This window comes from Burkholderia sp. D-99 (assembly GCF_011605345.1).
GTDB lineage: Bacteria > Pseudomonadota > Gammaproteobacteria > Burkholderiales > Burkholderiaceae > Burkholderia.
On record NZ_JAAOXM010000004.1, the window covers coordinates 186777 to 207136 of the forward strand.

A 20360-nucleotide genomic window follows, 5' to 3' on the forward strand; every position below is an offset into this window, starting at 1 on the left:
GCTCATCATCTATTCCTTTCGTGTTCAGGGATTGACCGTCTGTGTCAATCGGGTACGCAAACTGGCCAGCTGCTGGCGCGTGCCCTGCACATCAGCCAGGCGGGCTTCGCGCTCGGGCGCTGCAACCGGATTGTTTTCAAATTCGCCGTACAGTTCGTCGACGATCGCCTCGTTGGACGCGCGCAGCGACGGCAGGTGTTGATCGCGCAGCACCCGATCGATATCGGCTCGCCAATTGCCGACGGCCTCGCGGCTCTGCTCGATCAGCTTGCGCTGCCAGACCTGCGCCTCGTAGACGAACGAGCCAATCTCGACGATCACCGTCACCGCGACGCTCAGACGCTCCATCAAGCGCTTGGTGAAAATACGGCCGATCTGGTCATAGACTTCGCGCCCGAACCGCTGGCCGAACAGCTCGCCGAGGCGCTTGAGCGCCATCTTCGCGAGGTTGCCCGCGCCCGCGGCAGCGCCGCCGACACCGCCGATCCCCTTCAGCATCGCGTTCACGGCGTTGCCGGCCAAGCGCTGCGCGATCGTGCGCGATACGTTCAGCGTGAAGCGCCGCACCGGATCGTCAGGCCGCAACGACACGGTCTTGTCGAGCTCGCCGATCGCGGTATTCGCGATTTCCTCGAGCCGCCGGTTCAGCGCAACCATCTCGACTTCCATGTGCGCCTCGAGCTGGCGACCGATCCGGCGCACCTCGAACGGCAGGCAATGGCTCGCAACCCATTCCGCGCAATCCGGGTAGCCAAGCCATTTGTCCGCACCCAGGATCTCGGCTTCGATCTGCTGCAGGGACGCGGTAACGAGGGTATCCAGCAAACGCGGCAGCGCAGTGTCGAGGCTCGCCATGGTCCGTTCGATTTCGCTCAGCGACTCGGCCCTTGCCGCGCGCGTGATGTCGAGCGCGCGCACGATCGCCTCGGCTTCGTCGGCATCGGCCGACAGCCCGGCTTCCTCGCGCTCGAGCACCGCGTCGGCATCGTCGAGCACGGCGAGCACGTTCTCCTGCAGCCGTTCATGCACGGTCTCGAGCACGGCGGAATCGAACGCGTGCCGGCGCACTTCGTCCCACAACCCGTCGGCCGCAAGTGGTGCCTGCGCGATCGGCACGCCGTTCGCCGACGCGACGAGCTGCAGCGTCAGCGGTCGCCGGAGTCCGTCTTCCGCCAGCCGCCTGATCTCGGCCACGCGCTTGTCGTCGGGGCCGCAGCCTTCCGGCACGCGGTTGATCGCCAGCACCAGCGGAATCGTGGTGTCGTGCGCAGTCGCAGCCGCGATTGCCTCGAGCAGATCCTGGTCGGACTGGCCGAAGCCGGTGCGGTAGCCCACGACGAAGACGATCACGTCGCTGTTCGGCAGGAAGTTCATCAGCACTTCTTCGTGCTCGCTCAGCACCGCGTTGTAACCCGGCGTATCGAACACGTGCAGGCCGACGTTTCCGGCTGCCTTGGGTCTCGTCCGGACCTGCAGACGCAACACATCGCCTTCGGGAGCCTCGCTCAGCGCACGGAACCGCTCGTACTCGATCGTTTCCTGAGTCGCGTCGCGATAAATCGCGAAAAAGCGCGATGCGGCCTCGTCGCGGCACGCGACATGGGTGACCACACCGGTCGTCGGACGCGCACTCGAGGGCAACAGATCCTGCCCGAGCAGCGCGTTGATCAGCGACGATTTACCGGTGCTGGTCTCGCCAACCACGGTCACATACGCCTGCGGCAACGTCAGACGGTTCAGCAGCAGCCGCGCGACGCTCGCCCGCGGGTCGTCGCCACAGTGTTCGAGCAGGTCGACGAGCTGGCCGGCCCCGTCGATCCAGTGGTGGGAGCGAGTCGTCATGCGCGTGCCTCCGTCAGCTTGCCGCGCAACGCATCGATCGCGTCGAGATCGGCGGTCAGACCGTCAGCCGCGCGCGATTTCTCGTCGGCCGACAGGTTCATCATCGACAGCGAACTCTGCCGTTCCTGCTCGAATGCGGCCGACTTCGCCGCGCGCCAGTGTTCGAGTACCGCATCGAGGTGGTCGACGAATTCGTCGGCGATCCGGTTGAGCGCGGCCGCCGTCTCCGACACGTACCGGTCGATGGCGGCAAACACTTCAGGCTCCACAGCGCGCGCCCGAAGCTCGGTTACCCCTTCCTTGGCCTTGCCGCCGAGCCATTGGCCCGCCATCGCACCCAGCAGGCCGCCGACGGCACCACCAATCAGCGCGCCGATCGGCCCGCCGCCCAGACTGCCGACCAGTGCGCCCGCTTCCACGGCCGCCCACACGCCGCCCGCGGCGGCACCGGCCCGGGCTGCCAGATTCTCGAAACGCGTGCCTTCCGCCTTGTCGACCGTGAAGGTGATATCCGGCATGTCGGCGGACCACGCGTCAAGCCCGTCGAGATCCATGCGCAAGCGCTCCTGCATCGCGAGCGCGTCTTCCTGCACCTGATTGAAGATGTCGTCGGTCGCGTCCGACTGCTCGTCCTTCAGCGCGCGCGACAGGCGCGGACCGTCGACAATGCCCGCACGCATCTTGGTACGCATGCGATTGCGCAGTTCCGCCCCCTTCTCGTCCGCCCATGCCCGCAACTGCTGGCGCACTGCCCGACGAAACGCGTCCGCATCGTCTCGCATGCGCACACCGCGCTCGTCGAGCGCCTGCAGGCGCTCCATATGCAGCCGCGCGTCGTCGGCCATGCGGGCCGCGTGCGCACTGCGATCGAGCTTCGTTTCGGCCAGCCGGCCGCCGACGACAGCGGCCATCCGGTCGAGATCCGCCCCGAGCGCCGTCGCGACGACATCGGCTACGCGCACCGCCCATTCGGCGCCGAAGCGACCAAGTTCGGCGCCCAGAGCGGCCAGCCCCGACGACTCGACGAGTCCGTCGTTCCGGCTCAGCGCACCGCGCAGCGCATCGAATCCGTTCACGACATGAATCGCGGGCGGCTCGTCAAACGGAATTCCGGCCTGCTCGGCAATCTGCCGCAACACTTTCGCGTTGTGCTCGCGGCCGGCCTGCGCCTCGTCGTTGGACTCGTCGTTCCAGCGGTTCTGCACGAAAATCGCCGTGCGCAGCGACGCCCACTGCAACCGGACAAAAACGGCTTCGGAACGGGTCAGAGGCGGAACCGTGCGCAGCATGAAGATCACGCCGACCGCTTCCGCGAGGTACCGCTGCGTGGTTTCCCGGTTGGCCTGCGTCAGGCTGCCGACGCCCGGCAGGTCGACCAGCACCAGCCCATGCCGGAACAGCTCGCGGTTCGACGTGAGCACGACGCGCGTCACCTGCTTGGCGTTACCGGGATTGTGCTCGTTGTGCACGACCGCGCGCAGCGCATCCTCGGTGCAAGGCAGCGTCTCGACGCGGCCATCTGCGAAGTGGACCTGCGCGTGCGGGCTCTGTTCGGCCGCCCAGGCAATTTCAACCGGCACGCAGGTGGTTTCGTCCGCATCGATCGGCAACACGGGCTCGTCGAATGCCAGTGCATTCAGCAACGTGCTCTTGCCGCTCCCCTGGATCCCGGCGATCGGCAGCACGAAGCGCTCGGCCGACAGCTGACCGCGGTACGCGCGCAAACGCTCGACGAGGCCCGGTGCGGCCGTGTTCGACTCCTGCGGATCGTAGCGTTCGCCGAGCGTCTGCCATTGCGGCGCGGCCAGCAAGTCGAGCATCACGGTGCGATTCGTCATCGTGCGTCCCCCGCGGCGCCGAACAGACGCTTCCACCAAGGCTTCGACAGGTGATCGACGCGCAGCAATACGGTTTGCAGCACATCCCGCTGGGCGGCCTGAGCCGTTTGCACGTCGAGCAACAGCGCGTGCGTACCGAGCAACGCATCGATGGCCGCACCCAGCTTCTGCGCGTGGTCGATCAGGGTGGCAAGCTGACGTTCATGACCGTCGGCGATCGCACGCAACGCGTCCGCTTTGGCGTTCGTCGTCTGCGCCTGCTGCTGCAGGTCGGCGATAGTCCGCATCTGCGCGGCCGCCGCCTTGTTCGCCTCGTCGCTGCGCGCGGCGAGGACGTCGACCGCACGCACCTGCTGATCGAGCACCGCCGTCAGCGCGCCGACACGGCTGTCGAGGGTCTGCGCGGAGCCGGTCAATCCGGCAAGCGTGTCGGTGACCGATGCGATTCGGGCCTGGAGTGCGACGAGTTGCGCGTCGATCTGACCGATCGACTTGATCGGGGCAGCCAGCGCGCCTCGTGTCGCATCGCGGATTTCAGTCTGCAGATCGTCCGTGAGCCGGCCGGCCCACGGGGGAGTCTGCGCGAGGTGCCCGCTGAGTTCGTCGAGTACCCGCCGAGTCTCGTCGTCGACGGTGATACGCGTGTGATTGATCATGGTTTTCCTTGGAACGGATATCAGGCCGCGACCGCTTTCCACGAGCGGATGATCGCGACGGCATCTTTTCGGTTGTATTCGGGAAGCCCGCCAATGAACTGCTGTTCCTCCGCAAAGGTTGCGAACGGCGTGTCCGGTACAAGCAGGCGATTCGCAAGCATCGAGTAGACGTCTTTCTCGTCGTTGACCAGCGCCCCTGCAAGCCGATAGCCTCGCTCCTCGCACAGCGTCTTCAGTTCGCGCAATGCTTCGGCAATCGAATCGGACTGCTCGAGCTCGCGGATCGATTGCACGACGGCGACAATCGGATGCTTGAGCGCCCCGTAGCGAATGCCGGAGCGATCCAGCGCGCTCTTCGTCGCGCCGATCTGCTGAATGTCCAGCATCAGGAAGATCACGCATGGCGACGTCAGGAAATCGTGCACCTTGTCGAGTGCGTCGGCGTCCGGCACGGCCACTGCGATCTGGTCAAAGCGGCCCCCGTCGAGGTACTGCGACGCGAAGCCCTCCACCCTGCCCGCATCGACCGTCAGCGCGTCGAACCAGAAGCGGTTCACGAAGTCGCCGAGGCTGTCCGCGTCGTAGCCGAGCATCAGCACGCGCCTGGCGTCGCGCGAACGCCTGGCCGTCGCGCCGGTCAGCACCTGATCCCGCACATCGGGGAAGCGCCGCCGCGAGATCAGTTTCGCGAGGCGCGCCATCGACACCGCGGCCGCCGGTACGTCGATGTCGTGCCATTCAGGCTCGACGACGGGCACGGTCATCGGCGCGACGTCGGCATCCGCACGCGGAGCACGGGGCGATCGGCACGGTTCGACCAGCAAAGCCTCGAGTTGCTGCGCGATGGCCTTGCGTTGCACGATCGCGCTGGCCGCCGACATCTTCGCGCGCACGCCGCGCTCCTGCGCCGCGATCTCGTCCTTGAATTGCTTGCAGATCTGCTTGATGCGCTTGACGGCCGCTTCGACGAACCCGTCGACGAAGTCGAGCTCCTTGCCGACCGCTTGCGCGACGGCCTTTCGGAACGCATCGATATTGCGTATTTCCGTCCAGTTCTCGGTTCGTTCGTTGTAGCCCCAGTTCTGATCGAAGAAATCGACCTTGCGCTTCAACCAGCCCCAGCTGCTCGATTGTTCGGTCTTCACCGTTCGCGAGCGTTCGGCGGTTTCGAACTGGAGCGTGCTCGCGGGCCGCGCCAGCTTCACGGCAAGGTCGATATCCTCCGTGCGCAGATTCAGTGTCTTGCAATCTTCCGCGATTCGCCTATTCAGGCGCTTGTTCAGTTCGCTGAGCGCTTTCACCGACTGCTTCTGCCATTTCTCGACGCTCGCCTTCAATGCATAGGCGGCGTCGATGCCGGTCGCGGTCAGCGTCGCGGCTTCGCTCCGTAGCGCATCGGCTTCGGCGGTGCGATCGGTCGACTCGCGCTCGGCCTCCTCGCACAACCACGCATAACGCGCGGCAAGCTCCTGGCCGAGCACGGACAGCCGCTCGGCCTCCTGGCGCTGGCGCTGGAGCACGGCAGCCTGATCGCCCGGCTTCAGCTCGCGTTCAATCAGCTTGCTCAGCAAGTCATCCAGTTGCCGGCGACGTCCCTCGGCAATCGCGGGCGCCAGCGCATCAAGCTGCCGCTGAATCAGCCCGACGCATTCGGGCACCCCGGAACGATCGTCCCATTGCTCGAGCGCCATCCTGGCCGAGACCTGGCAGATCGGCACGGACGGCAGGCCCGCCTTGCCCAGCACGCCTGCGACGCGCCGGCGATGCTCGGCGAGCACCTCGGTACGACTCTTCTGTTCGTCGCCTTTCGGTCCCAGCTTCGCGACCACGCTGTCGATCATGTTCTGCACGACGACGATCGGCTTGCCGAGTTCGTCCGCCATGCACACGTAATCGCGCATCTTCTCGTCGGAGTTGGCCTTGCAGGTGGTCACGAATACGACAACATCCACAGTCGGCAGCAGCACCTCCAGTGTCAGCCGCTCATGATCGTCGTGGCCGGCCGCATCGAGTCCCGGCGTGTCGATCAACGCAACGCCGCGCCGGAATCGGAAATCCGGCGAGCGCAGCCTGATCTCCGCGACGCCTTCGCGGTTGCCCGGATTGGTCTTTTCGTCAGCGTAGGATTTGAGCCGCTTTGCAATTGTGCTGCCGGTCAACAGCTTCGGCTTCACGCCAGGCGCGTCGAAATGGATCGTGCATTCGAGCTGTTCGCCCCATTCGCAAACGACCAGACTGTTGGAGCTCGGGCGTACCGCACGCGGCAACAGCTCCGCACCGAGCAGCGCATTGACGAGCGTCGACTTTCCGGAACTGGTGACGCCCATCAGACCGATTCGGAACACGTCGTTCCGCCAGATTCGCTCGCGGTCATTCAACCATCGATGTTCGTCGTCGAAGTAGTTGCCGACCGAGTCGTCGCTCGAGATGATGGTGCGGATCTGATCGATCAGCTTGCCGAGTTCAGCGTGTCCCGTCCGCGCGCGTTGCATGAAAATCCAGTGACGTGATGAAGTGAGCTTGCCGGCATCGTTCGCCCCCGGCCCGGCCTGCGCGCCGGGAGTAGACGGCCGCAACGGATCTAACGGCATTTGCGTGCCGATCTTTAGAGCGCGAACCGACGCCGGAACCTGCAGGCAACGAAAGATAAAGCGGGCTTTGGACAATTCATGTCCGAAGCCCGCGGTGCGATGGATGCGGTGTGCGTGGCGCGTGATGGGGGCGCGCCGCCCGGCGCGGGCAACCGCACACGGATACCCGCGCCAGGCAGCCGCGTGCCCCCGGCAAGCTGCGTCAGCCGCGGCGCTCGTGTCCGGTGTCGCGCGGCGCGAACCGGTCATCGTTCTGCGCCGTGCGCTGCATGACGCTGGACGGTTCGGCAGGGGATTCCGGCGGCGGTGTGAAATCCGGCGCAGCGCCGTTGATCTCTTCGATCCATGAGGCCAGTTCCGGGTGACGATCTGCCTGATTCGAGGAGACGACGATACCGTGCAACTGCGCGCGCAAATCGTCCCAGCGCTCATGCAGCACGCGCCAGTTCACTTCGTCGTAGGTGCCCTTGAATACGACCGGGCAAAACTCGATTCGCGGAACGTCGTGCGGTCGCGCGACGTGTCTCCCGGCTTCGATCAGCGATTCCCAAAGGCTGCCGAGGCGGTCGACGCGCCCGATCTGCTGCTCGACAACCGCGGGATTCCATTCCGGATGCAACAGCACCACGGTTCGGCATGCTCGGTGCAGGTTGAGCCCCTCGCGCCCGACCATCGACTGCGCGACGAGCACGCGCGGATAGACGTGTGCCCGATTGAAGGCAAGTTGCTGCATCCGGCGCGTCTCCGGCTTCGTGTCGCCGTGCATCAGACGGGCGAAGCCGCCCTCAGGACGGTTGAACTCTTCGTTCAGACGGTCTTCGATCGTCTTCCATGCCGCATCGAAATCGACGCCATCGAAATCCGCGTCGCCAGCGGCATCCATGTCGACCTGCTCGACGTCGCGATCGCTGGTCGCTTCGACCAACTCGACGAAGGCCGCCGCATAGGCCGACGGATCGCGCCGCTCAAGATCGTTGCCCCGCAGCGCGTGCATCGCGCGTGCGACGAGGGCGCGCGAATTCGCGTCGGCACTGCCGGCGCGTCGCATCCCGGCGGCCCGCTCGAATGCATCGAACAGATTCCTCGCCCAGGGATTCGACGTGTCGCCGGCCCAGCCCTGCTCGATCAGACTGAGCAAGTCGCCGCGATATTTTTCGCGCTCGCTCTCGAGCGCCCTGTAGTTCTGCTCGAGCGCGTGTTCGAGCGCACTGCGTTCAAGCAAGCCGGCGCGCTTCAATTGACGATGTGCCGCCTGCGCCGCGGGCCACTCGCGATCATGCAGCTTGCTCTGTGGCCACGGCTTGCCTGTGTCGAGGCATGTCAGCATCTCTCGCGCGTTGAGGAGATCAACGAGCGCCCGCAGCGGGCGCGTGAACCGGCCGAACACGAGCACCTTTTCGCCGCGCTGCGTGACGACCTCGATCGCGGCGACGGCAGCGAGGATCGCGGGATGGTCGTAAAGCGGGCCTTGCCCATCGCCAAACGGGCGTGTCGCGACGTCGATCCAAAATTGCGCGCGCTGTCGCGCCTTGTCGTCGGCGCCGGACAACTGATCCGCCCTTGCCGATTCGGCCGACGCCGTCTGATCGTGCTCCTCCTGCTTGCGATCGGCCTCGGCATCGTGCGTCGCACGATCCATCAGCGTCGCGATGCCGTGGCCGCTCCCCATCGTCAGCCGCAGACGCGTTGCCAGACGCGACCAGCCGGCGTCCGCCTGCCTGCCGACGAACGACAGGGACTCGGCCGCACATACCGCCTGTTTCCACCCGTCGTCGAGCTGGGCGGTATCGACGACGATCTCGCGTTCGCGCCGATACGCGTGACCCGGCTCGCCCGCCATTTGTGCGAACGCCTGCACGTAGCGGTCATTGCGCTTGTCGCGCCTCAGCACCCAGCGCGCGAGCGCATCGCGAAACGCCGATGCTGCCGCCTTGTATGCGTCGCGTGCCTCATCGTTGCCGATACATTGACGAACCCGCCTGACCGCCTGCGAATAGCGCTCGATCACGTTGCCCACCGCTTCGGTATCGGCGCCGATGCGTGCCAGCGTCTGCTTCCATTGACCGGAATCGAGTTCCACCGGCGTTGCTGTCAGCGCAATGCGTCGTGCGGACGGTGACTCGAGCACCACGTTGTCGAGCAGCTTCGACAAGCCACTGTCGTCGCCGCGGCTCTTGTGGGCCTCGTCGACGATGATCAGATCGAACGCGCCAAGGCCCGCTCCGACCGCACGCTGGAGGGCCGGGCGTAGCGTACCGCCGCTGCGGTACGCTGCCGCATCGTTCAGGCCCATACGGCGCCCGTCGGCCGGCATCATTTCGCCGACCAGCCCGGTCAGACGCTCCGCCATCGGTCCGTCCGGATCCATCGACGCCGCCTCGACGATGCCGGCCACCGCGCGGCGCAGGTATTCCGGTTCGCGATCGCCGCGCCGTGACGGCTGGCTACCGCGCCGGGGCTCACGCCAGCGTGCGCAGAGCGCTGGCAGCAGCCGCCAGCGCCATGCGTGCCGGTTCTCGCCGAGCGACCAGTTGGCGAATGCATGCGAGATCAGTACCGCGCGCTCGTCGAACCAGGGCTCACGCAGCGCGGGATCGTCGTTTTGCCACGCGCACAGGTATTGCCAGAGGCTGCGCAGCAGCAGCGGCGACTGCACCTTCCCGTCTCGCAATTCCGAACGCCATTGATAGCCGAGACCGGGCGGCACGAGGATCGCGACACGCCCGCCGCAATCAATCACAGCCCGCGCGACGGCAACCGCGATCCGTGTCTTGCCCATGCCGACTTCGTCCGCAATGATCAGGCCATTCTCGGGCAACCGGCGGGCAATCGCGCGCAGGCTCGCGCATTGTCCGTCGTTCAGTCGCCAGCCAGCCGCCCGCGCCGGCTCGTCGGTCGTAGCCTGTGCAGCTTCCGCGAGGCCCATCAGACGCGCACCGACCGCCTCCCACCCCTGGAATACGTTCTTCATCTCGTGCTCCCCAATGGCGGCTGCGTATCGACCGCCCAAGCCTGTTCAATTGTCGTCAGTGCCGTTTCATATCGCGCACCGGCAGCGCTGTCGCCGGTTTCCGCGAACACCGGTCGGAAGGGTGCCGCCCGCAACGGTGACAAGGGATTCAGCTTGAGTTCGGCAAAGGCCGCTACCCCGGTGCTGTCCGCGGCACGAACGAGCGTCTGCTCCAGCCTGCTGCACCACGCGGGCCAGTCTGCCGCGTCGATCGCCGTTTGCCGCTGCGCGATGTTCTCCACGAGTTCCATCATCTGGCGGATGGGATAAGTGCGCCCGTCGGCGGTCGCGACGCCTGGTGCAACGGTGAGTGCCGGATCGAAGCCTTCGCCGAAGCGATCCGGCACATCGTCGTCGGGCGCCATCGGAAAGCTGGCAAGCTGCCACCAGATTTCGTCGACGTCCAGCGACGTGAGGGGCGTCGCAGCAACCCGCCCGAACTCGTCGAGAACGGGTACGGTGGCGCTGCCCGAGCCAGCCGCATCGACCCAGCGAACCTCGACTTGCCGCGGGCGATCGCCCGGCCACACGAATGCATCGGCGCGCCTGACGCACGGTGCGCCAGCCGGATCGAGCACGCCCATATGCGACAACCCTTCCATCGGTTCGGACGGGCGCAATCTGGCCGGCTCGGACATATCGGCGTTGCACCAGGTCAACCATGCAACCGGCGCCGCCACACATTCGTCGGGACGCTCGGGCATGTCGTCACCCGGCGTGAGCGCCTGATCGGTCTCGATGGATACGCCGCGGTGCACCGGCAGCACGTTGCCGACGACCTGCTCCGGAGGCACGCCGCGCCGCGCCTCCCATTGCAATTGGTCTGCGGCAAACACGACCCCGGCTTCCAGGTTGCCGCCGCGCGTATTGGCGGACGACAGGAAACCCGGCTTCGTCAGGTTTCCCGAACCCAGATAGAGCCACGCGCTCGTGCAGGCATTGGAGTTGCCGCGCTCGTTCGCGGCAAACAGAAACTTTGCATGCAGCAACCGCCGCTCGCTCGCCGCCTTGCCGAACACGGCTTCCGGCGCGTGTGCACTTCGCACGGTCACGCCATGCTCCGCCAGTGCGGTGACCGAGCTTGCGACCGCCTGGCACGCATCGGGATTGACGAACACGTCGATCTGACAGTTCGCGGTGATTCGGCCGGCCCGCTGCAGCTCGGCGATGATCTTCAGAAGCGCGGGTGGCGCGCCGCCTGCCTTGTCCGACACCGACTCGAAGAAACCGGAGCCCATCGCGAGCCGATTGCACGCCGCCCCACCCGTCGCACGCTCCGCCAGCGCAGGCAGCTGCGTCAGCAACGGCTTGTCCCAGTTGTCGATGAAGCGAGGGCGTGCGCGACCGGCGGCCTGCTCGCACTGCGCAATCCACTGGCGCAATTGTCCGTCCGCGTGCGCCGATTCCCCCGGCAACGCACCGCCAATGGCCGAGAAGATGCGCGCATCGAAATGCGGCATGAGCCGCTCGATCATTCTCCACGCCGCACGCACGTCGGCACACGCCGTCTTCGTGTCGTCGTCACCCGAGGCCAGCGAGTCGCTGGCGACGTCGATGCTCCACACGAGATCCAGGCTGTCCTCGAGCGTCTGGCGCGTCCAGTTGCCGGTGGATACGATCAGGCGCACGCGCCAACGTGATGCATCCTCCTGATGACGAAAGCCGAGCAACGCCACTTTCGCGTGCAGCAGACGGAACGGAAGCGCCACGCCGCTTCGCATTGGCAGATGAATCAACCCCGGCACGTCGACCACCGTGACCAGCGGATTGCCCGGATCGAGCATCATGGCGAGCGCGACCCGTCCGCCTGCCGCTCGCCGCGCATGGGTCTGGCCTGTAAAGCGTTCCTGCGCATCGTCGAGAAACGCGGCATCGGCCGAATAGCCGCACAGCCACCCGAAGTGACCGAGATAAGCATCCGGCGCGTCGAAGAGTTGTGCCAGCGACGGCCGCTTGACGGCCTGTGCGTTCCCGCTCATGCGCCTGCCTCCGGGTTGCGGGGTTCGAGCCAGTGATCGAGCTGGCCGTGCAGATCGGCGTTCAGCAGGAACAGGTTCTGGATGCGATACGAGATGCCCGCGGGCCAGACGATCCCCGCGCGCACCGTCGGGGCCGCTTCGTCGGGCTCGACCAGCTCCGCCGCGGCGGTCGCGCCGGCCCGAAAGGCCGGGCCAGGGACGACCTGCCCATGCTTGAAGCGCAATACCCGCTCATCTCGCATCACCAGTGTCTCCAGGCGCTTCGTATGATCGGGATCGATACATTCGCGGCAAAACTGATTCGCGCCGATATCGCCATGTCCTTCGTCAAGAAACGCTTGCGCGGCCAGGGCCAGCGTATCGAGCCGCTCCGCAACGGCATCGGGAATGCGGGTGCCAAGCACGAAGCAAGGCCGGCTTCCGTTGGCCGCAATCGCGCTTTCCAGCGTGTCGAGCACGGCCAGCGCTTCGTCTCGGGCACGAAACAGCCGTGCCCCCGCACGCAAGTCGTTCCAGTGCGCGTCATCGATCGCGCCGGGCCGCCGGTCCCAACCGAGCGTGCGGTCCTCGTCGCCCCCCTCGCGCACCGTGTTCACCCACGCGAGCGCAGCCCGACGCCTCGCCTGCCGGGCATCCGTGTCGCCACCACCAACGCGTAACTGCTGCGCGACCAGCGCCAGCGCATCCGGCGTCATCGACTCAAGCGGCGACAACGCATCGGCCAGCTCATCCTTGTCCGTCAGACGCTCGCCGCGGCTCATCCAATGCACCAGATAATCCAGCACGCCCTGCGAGTAGTAGCACGGCTCGTAACGGCTGGCCTGTGCGTCGATCAGCGCATCGCCGGTCGACGTGCAGCGGAACGCATTGAACCGGCTCGCGCCGGTCTCGACGAGACCGAGCGACGGCAGCGCCTGAACGGTCGACATGCGCATCGGCTGGCTGACATAGAATCCCGGCTTGCGTACCCGCGCGAAAGTCAGGTTCTGCTGGCCGTTAAGCTTGCGAAACCCGCGCAGGCGCGCATCCTGCGCATGTCCGTTGCGGCGGAACCCGGACCAGCACGCAATCGCCTCGATCGCGTTTCCCGCTTCGATATTGGTTACCTTCAGCCGGCTCGCACGCGCTTGCTCCGCCGCGCGCACCCCGAGCGTGGCCATGAACAACTGCTTGGCGAACCACAGTCCACCCAGCCCCGGCACCGCCAGTTCGTTGAATGCTCGCACTGACGCGCCGAGATTCAGCGTCCGCGTCCGGCGTTCAACCGTCAGCGATTCGGGCCCCAACAGCCCCCACGACATCTGCATGAACGACACCCCAACGATGATTGAATCAATGGCAGCGGACGCACATGACATGGGCCGTCTCGCTCCCGGTATCGCCGACTATCCGATCCGCTCCATCAACATCCGGGCGGCACGGTCGGACATGACGACGATCAGCTTGACGGTTGCGCGCGTGGCGCCGACGAACAGCCGGCGCAGCGCGATCTCGTCGAATTTCTCGAAATCGACTTCGGTCAGGATCACGCACGGCGCACTTTGCCCCTTGAACCTGAACACCGATTCGAACCGCAACTCGCCGTCCCGGTAAACCGGCTCGCCGTGCGCATTGTATGAGCCGGTGAAGCTGCGCAATGTGTGCTTGCCGAGCCGGTCCAGCACGGTGAACAGCGACCTGTCTCGTCCGTGAAAACTGAGCAGCGCAATGTCCGACAGCGCGAAACCGGCGGCGAGCGCGGTGTCGATCGCCTGTCGCGTCGTCTGCGCGGCGTTCGCGTCGGCGTAGGTCATGAGGCCGACATCCGAGCCGTCGAATGGGCCGGCCGCTTCGAATCCCATCGGGGCGACTGCGAACGCGCCGACGAAGCGCACGATGTCCCGGGGACTGCGATAGTTCGACATTGCCCGCACTTCGACCCAGCCGGGCAGCTCAACGCCGTCCCGCAGATAGAGGTTCTGCATCGGATCCTCGAGCCACCACAACCGCCCGTCGCCACGGAGCAGCCGCTCGATCGGCGCCACCCATTCCTGCAGAAAGTCCTGCCCCTCGTCGACGATGATCGTGTCGAAACGCTCGGCGTCGCTCGGTGTCGAGTCCCACAGCACGCGTTCGAGCCGCTCGAACACGTCTCCGTCGGAAAAGTCGAGCGTTTCGCCGTGCCGGGCTGCGGTCTGCTGGCAGAGCATGTGATAGGTGAGCACCGTGGCATCGGCCGGTGCGATCCGCCGCAGATGATCGGCCAGCGGCCGGTTGAAGCACAGATAGAGCGCCCGCCGTCCTGCCTTCGACGTGTCTTCGAGCACGCGCAGCGCGAGCTGTGTCTTGCCGGAGCCGGCCGTGCCGATCACCCGCAGGCGGAATGGGCGGCATTCGATCGCACGCGCCCACGTCGCGAGGCCACCTGAAATTCGCGTGACGATGCGAGCCGCCTCGCCGATCGTCGCGCCCACGTCCGGGATCAGTGACAACTCGTCGGCCAGGAACGCATGAATCCGGTCGGCGCCGGGAAAGCGCGGCTCGTCGGCGGGAAGGATAGTCTGGATGATCGACGGTAGCGCGGCGCGGCGTTCCGAATCGACGATCCGTGCCGGGTTGACGCCGGCGATGTCCGGCTGTGCCACACGGTAGTCCGGACAGTACAGCAACTCCTCGAGCCGATACCGCATCGCCCCGAACGCCGCCTTGAAACGGCCGTGCATTCCGGCGATCGTCCTGGCCAACTGCGACGGCACGCTCTTTCGGGTTGTCCCGTACACTTTGGCCAGTCCGTCGGGGGTTTCTTCGAGCGCGCCGGATTTTTGTTCGATCACCAGCACACGGCCCGATGGCCCCACGATCACGAAATCGGCCTCGCCGAAAATGGCAAAACCCTTGTCGAGCTGGGTCCAGTGCACACCGTGGTAGACGGTGTAGCTGTCCGGCAAGCTGGCGCGTAACGTCTCGAGCGTCTCGATTTCGCGCCGTGCCGCGCCACGGACGGCAAGCGCGTCCCAGCCACTTGGAAAGATCAGTGCCATGAGTCGCCCGCTATTCGCCGTAGATCTGCGCGAGCGCACGTGCCTCGGCCGCCAGCTCGGCGCGCAGGCTCGCCGGACCCAGCACCTCGACGTTCGGTCCGAACGACCGGAGCCACCAGCGCAGCCGCTGGCTCAACATCGCGGTGCCCTGCACGAACAGCGCATCGCCAGCGCGACGCGTCGTCTGGTCGAGCGACAGCGGCGCCTCCAGCAGATGGTCACCGGCCTGGTTGACGAACTTGAGCGAAAGCGCCACCTCCTTGTCGACCATGAAGTCGAAGCGGCGCTGCTGCTTGACGTAGACCTCGAGCGAAAACGAGGCGGGATAGTCGAACGATTCAAGCATCGCCTCGGCGCGCCAGAGCCGGTCCATACGGTACAGCGTCGGTTCCGGCCGGCCTTCCGTGCCGCCCACCATGTAGACGAGACCACCGACTTCGACGATGCCGAGCGGCAGCACGACCTTCGACTTTTCGTTGTCCGCGTTGTGGCGCGGCCGGTAAACGATCCGCAATCTGCGCTCTTCGAACAGCGCGCGCGACACCGCCGCAAAAATCTTGCGATCGATTGCCGGATAGTGCAGCGAGAAGCCACCGCTCTCGACCGCGACCTTGGTGGTCCAGCGGGCATACTTGCGCTCTGATTCGCTGACCGGCCGTTGCAGCCGCGTTTCGGCGATCTGAAACAGCGCGGAAATCGAATCGGCAACGAGTCCCGGAATTTGCCGCGACGAAAAGCGCCGCAGCGTCTGCAGCGCGAGCGCCTCGTCGAAGCTCATGATCGAACCGGCCTTCGCCGCCATTCCACTCGCGCCGGCCTTGCGCCGCCATACCGATGCCGTACCGCGCCGGTCGGTCTCGACCAGGCCGCGTGCTTCCAGTTCGGCGAGACGACGCAGCACGGTCTTGATCGACGGAATGTCGGGCACGGTCTCCTGCATGCGCGAATACAGGTCTGGCGTGCTCACGTAATCCGCCTGAGTGCCGGCATCCGGCAACAGGCGCATGATGTCGCGATCGAGGTCTGGCATAGCGATCAATCCGGGCGTTGAAAATAGAACTTCACTGGTTAACGGCACCCGACCCGATTTCTTGAATGTCCTCCGCTGCGATCGGAGATCCGCCCGGAATTCGGAGATTCGGGCGAAGCCGTCAGCATGCCCGCGCGCCCCGAACCACGCTCGGGAAATCCGGCATGCCGGCGCCCAAGGGCGCGCTCAGTTGGCCTCAGTGGCCGCCCGCCGTGCGTCGGTACCCACCTTGTCGATGTATTTGACAAGCGCGGCCGTTGACAGCACACCGGCGGCGAACGCGATGGCAAACGCTGCAAGACTTTCGAGCGGTGACGGGTAATGGGTCATATTCAAACCTCGAATGAAGTTGTACGCGCATCGATTTGGTCCGGCGGCCCGCCATTGCGACGGAGCCGGGACCGAAGCGATGGCACTGGAGCGGCGCCGCTTTCAACGGAAAATCGTGTGCCGCGAAATCTCCCCGACCTTTTGTTCGGCGAGAACCTGCCGATCAGATCGACGAACTTCTCGCGGTCCACTCCGCTCGATTGCGAGTGGTGTATCCGGCTGCGTCGGTCATTCGGTTCGCAACATTAACCGCGCATCGGGACAAATGGCGTCCCGAGATTCGGCCGGCAACAGCAGCGATCCCCAAGAATTTTCGCGATCTCGTTCGGCAATGCGTGATCTGCATTTCTGCACGGAACGGGACACATTTTGACCCGATGGAGGCACACCATCGGCATCCCTTCACTTGCGCACCCAACCCATGACCCAACCCATCGGTAACCCGAACCTCGACAACGCATCGAATGCGCGCGCCGTGCACGGCGGCGGGACGGCACTTCGCATTGCGTTGCGGTTGTGGGGAATCGACGAACACGACGCACAAGCATGGCTCACCGGACTACGATCGAGACATATGCGACTGGATTGGCGGATCGCTCGCGATCGTGATGCCGCCGGCGCGGACATCGTCGTGCATGTCGTCAAACCGGCTGCGCGTCGGTCCGATGGATTCTGCTGGAACTGTATCGGCGCAAACGGTGCGTTGAACAGGTCGCTCGATCACGCTCGCACCGAGATCGCCCTGTTCGCGGGTGACGAACGCGAGCTTCCCCGGCACCGCTCGGGCCACTGGGCCATCGCAGGCACGCTCGACATCCGCTCGGCGCTCGACGCGCTCGCACGTTCACTGCATGCGTCGACCGCGCGTCTGCCCGACGGACAAAACGCCGTGCGGCAGGATCTGCTCGCGCTGATCGCTACGCGGCTCGATGCGATGGTTGTATCTCGTGATGAGAATCGATAGCCGCGACTGCGCACGGCGCGGTCGCGACCCGGATCGCGTCGAGCCTTATCTCATCGATATGGAATCCAAATCATTGTGAAAGACGTCGAGACGAATCAGCAGACGGTGAGCATCTTGCCCTGCATCAGGACACCATCTGTCCGAAGCGGCGTCGACAATATCCGCTTGCCAACGACAGGACACGATGCTTGCTGCCATTTAACTCGGATAATCGCCCCCTTACATGCCCGATCTGCAACTGCAGAGAGAAAAACGACATGCATGGCGAATCGCTTCGGCGCAACGACATGATGTCATTTCATTCGTCGATCGATAGCGTCGCAAACAAGGGTGGGCTGGATAAATCCGCCATCATCCGGGCGCCGCTGAATGAATGGCCGATGCCGACGAAAATTCGGCACGTTGCCGAATGGATGGCGTGCAACTTCGCCAACCCGGTGACGGTGCGACAGGCCGCCGGTCTCGTCGCAATGAGCGAGCGTACCCTGCTGCGCAATTTCACGCGGGTAATCGGCACGACGCCCATTGCCTATCTGACGCACGTCCGGCTTGCGCACGCGTGCATGATGCTCGAACGCACCGCGCTTCCGATCGACTCCATCGCGCGACGCTGCGGACTCGGCAGCGGCGATCACCTGGCACACCTGTTTCGCCGGCACTTCAACAGAACTGCGACTGATTATCGCCATGCCTGTGCGAACGCCGGCATGCCAGTCGCGTGTCGACGTGACACATGCAACGGGTTCGGGCTGCTCCCGTCCGATGGGACATCCGGGCGCTGACGTGAACGAAGCCCGCTCACCGGGGAGCGCGGCGCGACAGCCCGGGCTTTATCGATCCGTTTCGCGCTCGACCGCGTCGATTCCTCATCGCAGGTTTCGCGAAAGCAGTAGGGGGCCACCCGCGTGGGCGGTGGACTACGGCTTGTTCCATGGCCGACCATGGGTCCAGGATGCGTTGACGCCGCTATGGTCAACCTGTCTCGCGGCGCCGCCTGGGGAGGGAGCCTCCATGAAGCCTGTTGCCGTGCCGGCCGGCGGGGGTGGCCGCCCGGCACGCCAATCCTTTATCGACGTTTGCGTCGATCCCGGCATGACGCCGGCTCGCCGCTTACTGCGACATCCCGACGAACGTCGGCAGCAGCACGCGATAGACGTGAATCATCGCCGGCCCGAGCAGCACCAGCATCAGCGACGGAAAGATGCAGAAGATCAGCGGGAACAGCAGCTTCAGTGCGATCTTCGCGGCCCGCTCCTCCGCACGCATCCGGCGCCGCGTGCGCAGCATGTCCGACAGCACGCGCAGCGATTCGCTGATGCTCGTGCCGAAGCGATCGGCCTGGATCAGCATCGCGCAGAACGATTCGATGTCCTCTACGCCGGTGCGCAGCGCGAGGTTGCGCAGCGCCGTCTCCTTCGTGAAGCCGGAGCGCATCTCGAGCAGCAGCAGGTCGAGTTCGCTCGAGACCACCTCGCTGCTGAAGCGCAGCTCCTCGCTCACCTTCATCAGCGCCGCGTCGAGCCCCAGCCCCGCTTCGACGCACACCGTCAGCAGGTCGAGCGCGTCCGGGAAATCCTCGAAGATCTTCTGCTGGCGCACCTTGATCCGCTGCGACAGCACGATGTTCGGGATGTAGTAGCCGATCCCGGCGAGCACGACGAGGATGACCGACAGGAGTTCGCGCTGATCCCCGAGCCGGGTCGTGATCAGCACCAGCAGCGCCGCGCACGGCACCGCGAGCGCGAGCATCGTCTTCGCGGTGAAATACAGCGCGGCCGCGCTCTGGTTGCGCCAGCCGGCGTTCATGAGCCGGATGCGCAGCGGCGAATTCTCCCAGCCGTCCTTCGGCACCGACAGCCTGGAGATCGGGCTGGACAACTCCACCAGCTTCGCGACCCAGCGCGACGCCATGTCGTCGCCGTCGCCCGCGCCCGCACCGGCGCCACCGGCCTGCTGGATCCGGCGCTGGATATTGCGCGGCGCGAACAGCAGCATCCCGATCAGGGCGCCGCCAGCCACGAAGAGGAACAGGCCGCCCAGCATCACGGCGTGGACTACGCTCAGGTTTTGCATGACAGTCTCGCTACGGTTCGTTATTCAGCTCGCGCGTCAGACGCGAATCCGGACAATGCGGCGGATCCACAGCAGGCCGAAGAGCATCGTCACCAGCATCCCGCCGACCATCCTGATGCCGGCCGGATCTTCCCAGAGCACCGACAGGAACTCGCGGTTCAGCACCGCGATCGCCCCGGCCGTACCGAACGGCAGCAGCCCGAGAATCCATGCCGACAGCCGCCCTTCCGCCGACAGCACGCGCACCTTGTCGAACAGCTTGAAGCGCTCGCGGATCAGCGCGGAGATGCTGTCGAGCAGCTCGGCCAGGTTGCCGCCGGTCTCGCGCTGGATCAGCACGGCGATCACGAAATAGCGCAGGTCCTGCACCGGCACACGCGTCGCGAGATTCATCAGCGCGTCGTGCAGCGACACGCCGTAGTTGACCTCGTCGAACGTGATCCGGAACTCGCCGCCCATCGGATCGGGAAACTCCTCGCTCACCATCCCGAGCGTGCTCGTGAACGAATGACCGGAACGCAGCGCGCGCGAAATCATGTCGCAGATATCCGGCAACTGCCGTTCGAGCTTGCGCATGCGCCGCCTGCGGGCGCGCATCACGTACATCGTCGGCCAGCATCCGGTGAACAGCGCGATCGGCAGCGCGGCCAGCTGCGGCAGCGTGGCGAAGCTCAGCGCCAGCCACGCGATCGCCGGGAACACCGCGCTGAGCACGATCAGCTTCGGCAGCGTCCAGTCGAGGCCCGATTGCTGGATCACGAGATCGAGCGCCTGCACGCGTGGCACGCGCAGCAGCAACTGGTCGAACGGCTTCGACTCGTCGAGCATCCGCTTCTTCAGGATCGACAGCCGTTCCTGCTGGACGTTGCCGCCGGCCGACATCGCGCGAATGCGCGACTCGATCCGGCGCGCGGCGGTGCCGTGCCGCGCGTTCCACCATTGATAGGCGCCTTCGATCGTCAGCACGACCGCGACGAACGTGAGAATCACAAAGGCGTAAAAGATCGTGTTCATGAGGCCTCCCCGG

At 65.5% G+C, this 20360-nt stretch carries 14 protein-coding genes; 2 read left to right on the forward strand and 12 right to left on the reverse strand.

All coding sequences use genetic code 11. The annotated features are described in order from the left end of the window. Positions 1 to 24 precede the first annotated feature (24 nt). From HAV18_RS18095 to HAV18_RS18140, 10 genes are all read right to left on the reverse strand, one after another. The gene (locus tag HAV18_RS18095; protein WP_166958175.1) at positions 25 to 1842 is read right to left on the reverse strand and encodes a dynamin family protein; all 1818 of its coding nucleotides are present in this window, start codon (positions 1840 to 1842) and stop codon (positions 25 to 27) included. Then, positions 1839 to 3680 (reverse strand): dynamin family protein, encoded by a 1842-nt coding sequence (locus HAV18_RS18100; protein ID WP_166958177.1) that lies wholly within the window; start codon positions 3678 to 3680, stop codon positions 1839 to 1841. Before HAV18_RS18100 ends, HAV18_RS18095 begins: the two co-directional genes overlap by 4 nt. Continuing rightward, positions 3677 to 4336, reverse strand: a complete 660-nt coding sequence (locus HAV18_RS18105) for a hypothetical protein (RefSeq protein WP_166958179.1) — start codon at positions 4334 to 4336, stop codon at positions 3677 to 3679. The genes HAV18_RS18100 and HAV18_RS18105 overlap by 4 nt, the downstream gene beginning before the upstream one ends. A gap of 20 nt (positions 4337 to 4356) precedes the next feature. Then, entirely contained in the window at positions 4357 to 6828 is a 2472-nt protein-coding gene (locus tag HAV18_RS18110) for a dynamin family protein (RefSeq protein ID WP_166958181.1), read from the reverse strand. A 301-nt stretch (positions 6829 to 7129) separates the two neighbouring features. Then, positions 7130 to 9322: a C-terminal helicase domain-containing protein gene (locus HAV18_RS18115; protein WP_166958182.1), complete on the reverse strand. Its 2193-nt coding sequence runs from the start codon at positions 9320 to 9322 to the stop codon at positions 7130 to 7132. A gap of 572 nt (positions 9323 to 9894) precedes the next feature. Then, positions 9895 to 11724, reverse strand: coding sequence for a hypothetical protein (locus HAV18_RS18120; protein ID WP_166958184.1), 1830 nt, complete (start codon positions 11722 to 11724; stop codon positions 9895 to 9897). A gap of 188 nt (positions 11725 to 11912) precedes the next feature. Continuing rightward, on the reverse strand, positions 11913 to 13274 hold the full coding sequence (locus HAV18_RS18125) for a hypothetical protein (protein WP_166958185.1): 1362 nt from the start codon (positions 13272 to 13274) through the stop codon (positions 11913 to 11915). A 27-nt stretch (positions 13275 to 13301) separates the two neighbouring features. Beyond that, positions 13302 to 14936 carry an ATP-binding domain-containing protein gene (locus HAV18_RS18130; RefSeq protein WP_166958186.1) on the reverse strand — a complete coding sequence of 545 codons (1635 nt, stop codon included), beginning with the start codon at positions 14934 to 14936 and terminating at the stop codon, positions 13302 to 13304. Positions 14937 to 14946: 10 nt separating this feature from the next. Continuing rightward, positions 14947 to 15966 (reverse strand): YafY family protein, encoded by a 1020-nt coding sequence (locus HAV18_RS18135; protein ID WP_166958188.1) that lies wholly within the window; start codon positions 15964 to 15966, stop codon positions 14947 to 14949. 186 nt (positions 15967 to 16152) lie between these two features. Beyond that, positions 16153 to 16296: a hypothetical protein gene (locus tag HAV18_RS18140; protein WP_166958190.1), complete on the reverse strand. Its 144-nt coding sequence runs from the start codon at positions 16294 to 16296 to the stop codon at positions 16153 to 16155. Positions 16297 to 16717: 421 nt separating this feature from the next. On the opposite strand from HAV18_RS18140, the gene HAV18_RS18145 reads away from it, so the two are divergent. After that, positions 16718 to 17260: a hypothetical protein gene (locus tag HAV18_RS18145; protein WP_166958192.1), complete on the forward strand. Its 543-nt coding sequence runs from the start codon at positions 16718 to 16720 to the stop codon at positions 17258 to 17260. A 257-nt stretch (positions 17261 to 17517) separates the two neighbouring features. Next, entirely contained in the window at positions 17518 to 18042 is a 525-nt protein-coding gene (locus HAV18_RS18150) for a helix-turn-helix domain-containing protein (protein ID WP_243771694.1), read from the forward strand. A gap of 328 nt (positions 18043 to 18370) precedes the next feature. Here the strand turns inward: HAV18_RS18150 and HAV18_RS18155 are convergent, their stop codons facing one another. Further along, positions 18371 to 19333 (reverse strand): type II secretion system F family protein, encoded by a 963-nt coding sequence (locus tag HAV18_RS18155; protein ID WP_166958194.1) that lies wholly within the window; start codon positions 19331 to 19333, stop codon positions 18371 to 18373. A gap of 36 nt (positions 19334 to 19369) precedes the next feature. Further along, on the reverse strand, positions 19370 to 20347 hold the full coding sequence (locus HAV18_RS18160; RefSeq protein WP_166958196.1) for a type II secretion system F family protein: 978 nt from the start codon (positions 20345 to 20347) through the stop codon (positions 19370 to 19372). Between the last annotated feature and the right edge of the window lie 13 nt (positions 20348 to 20360).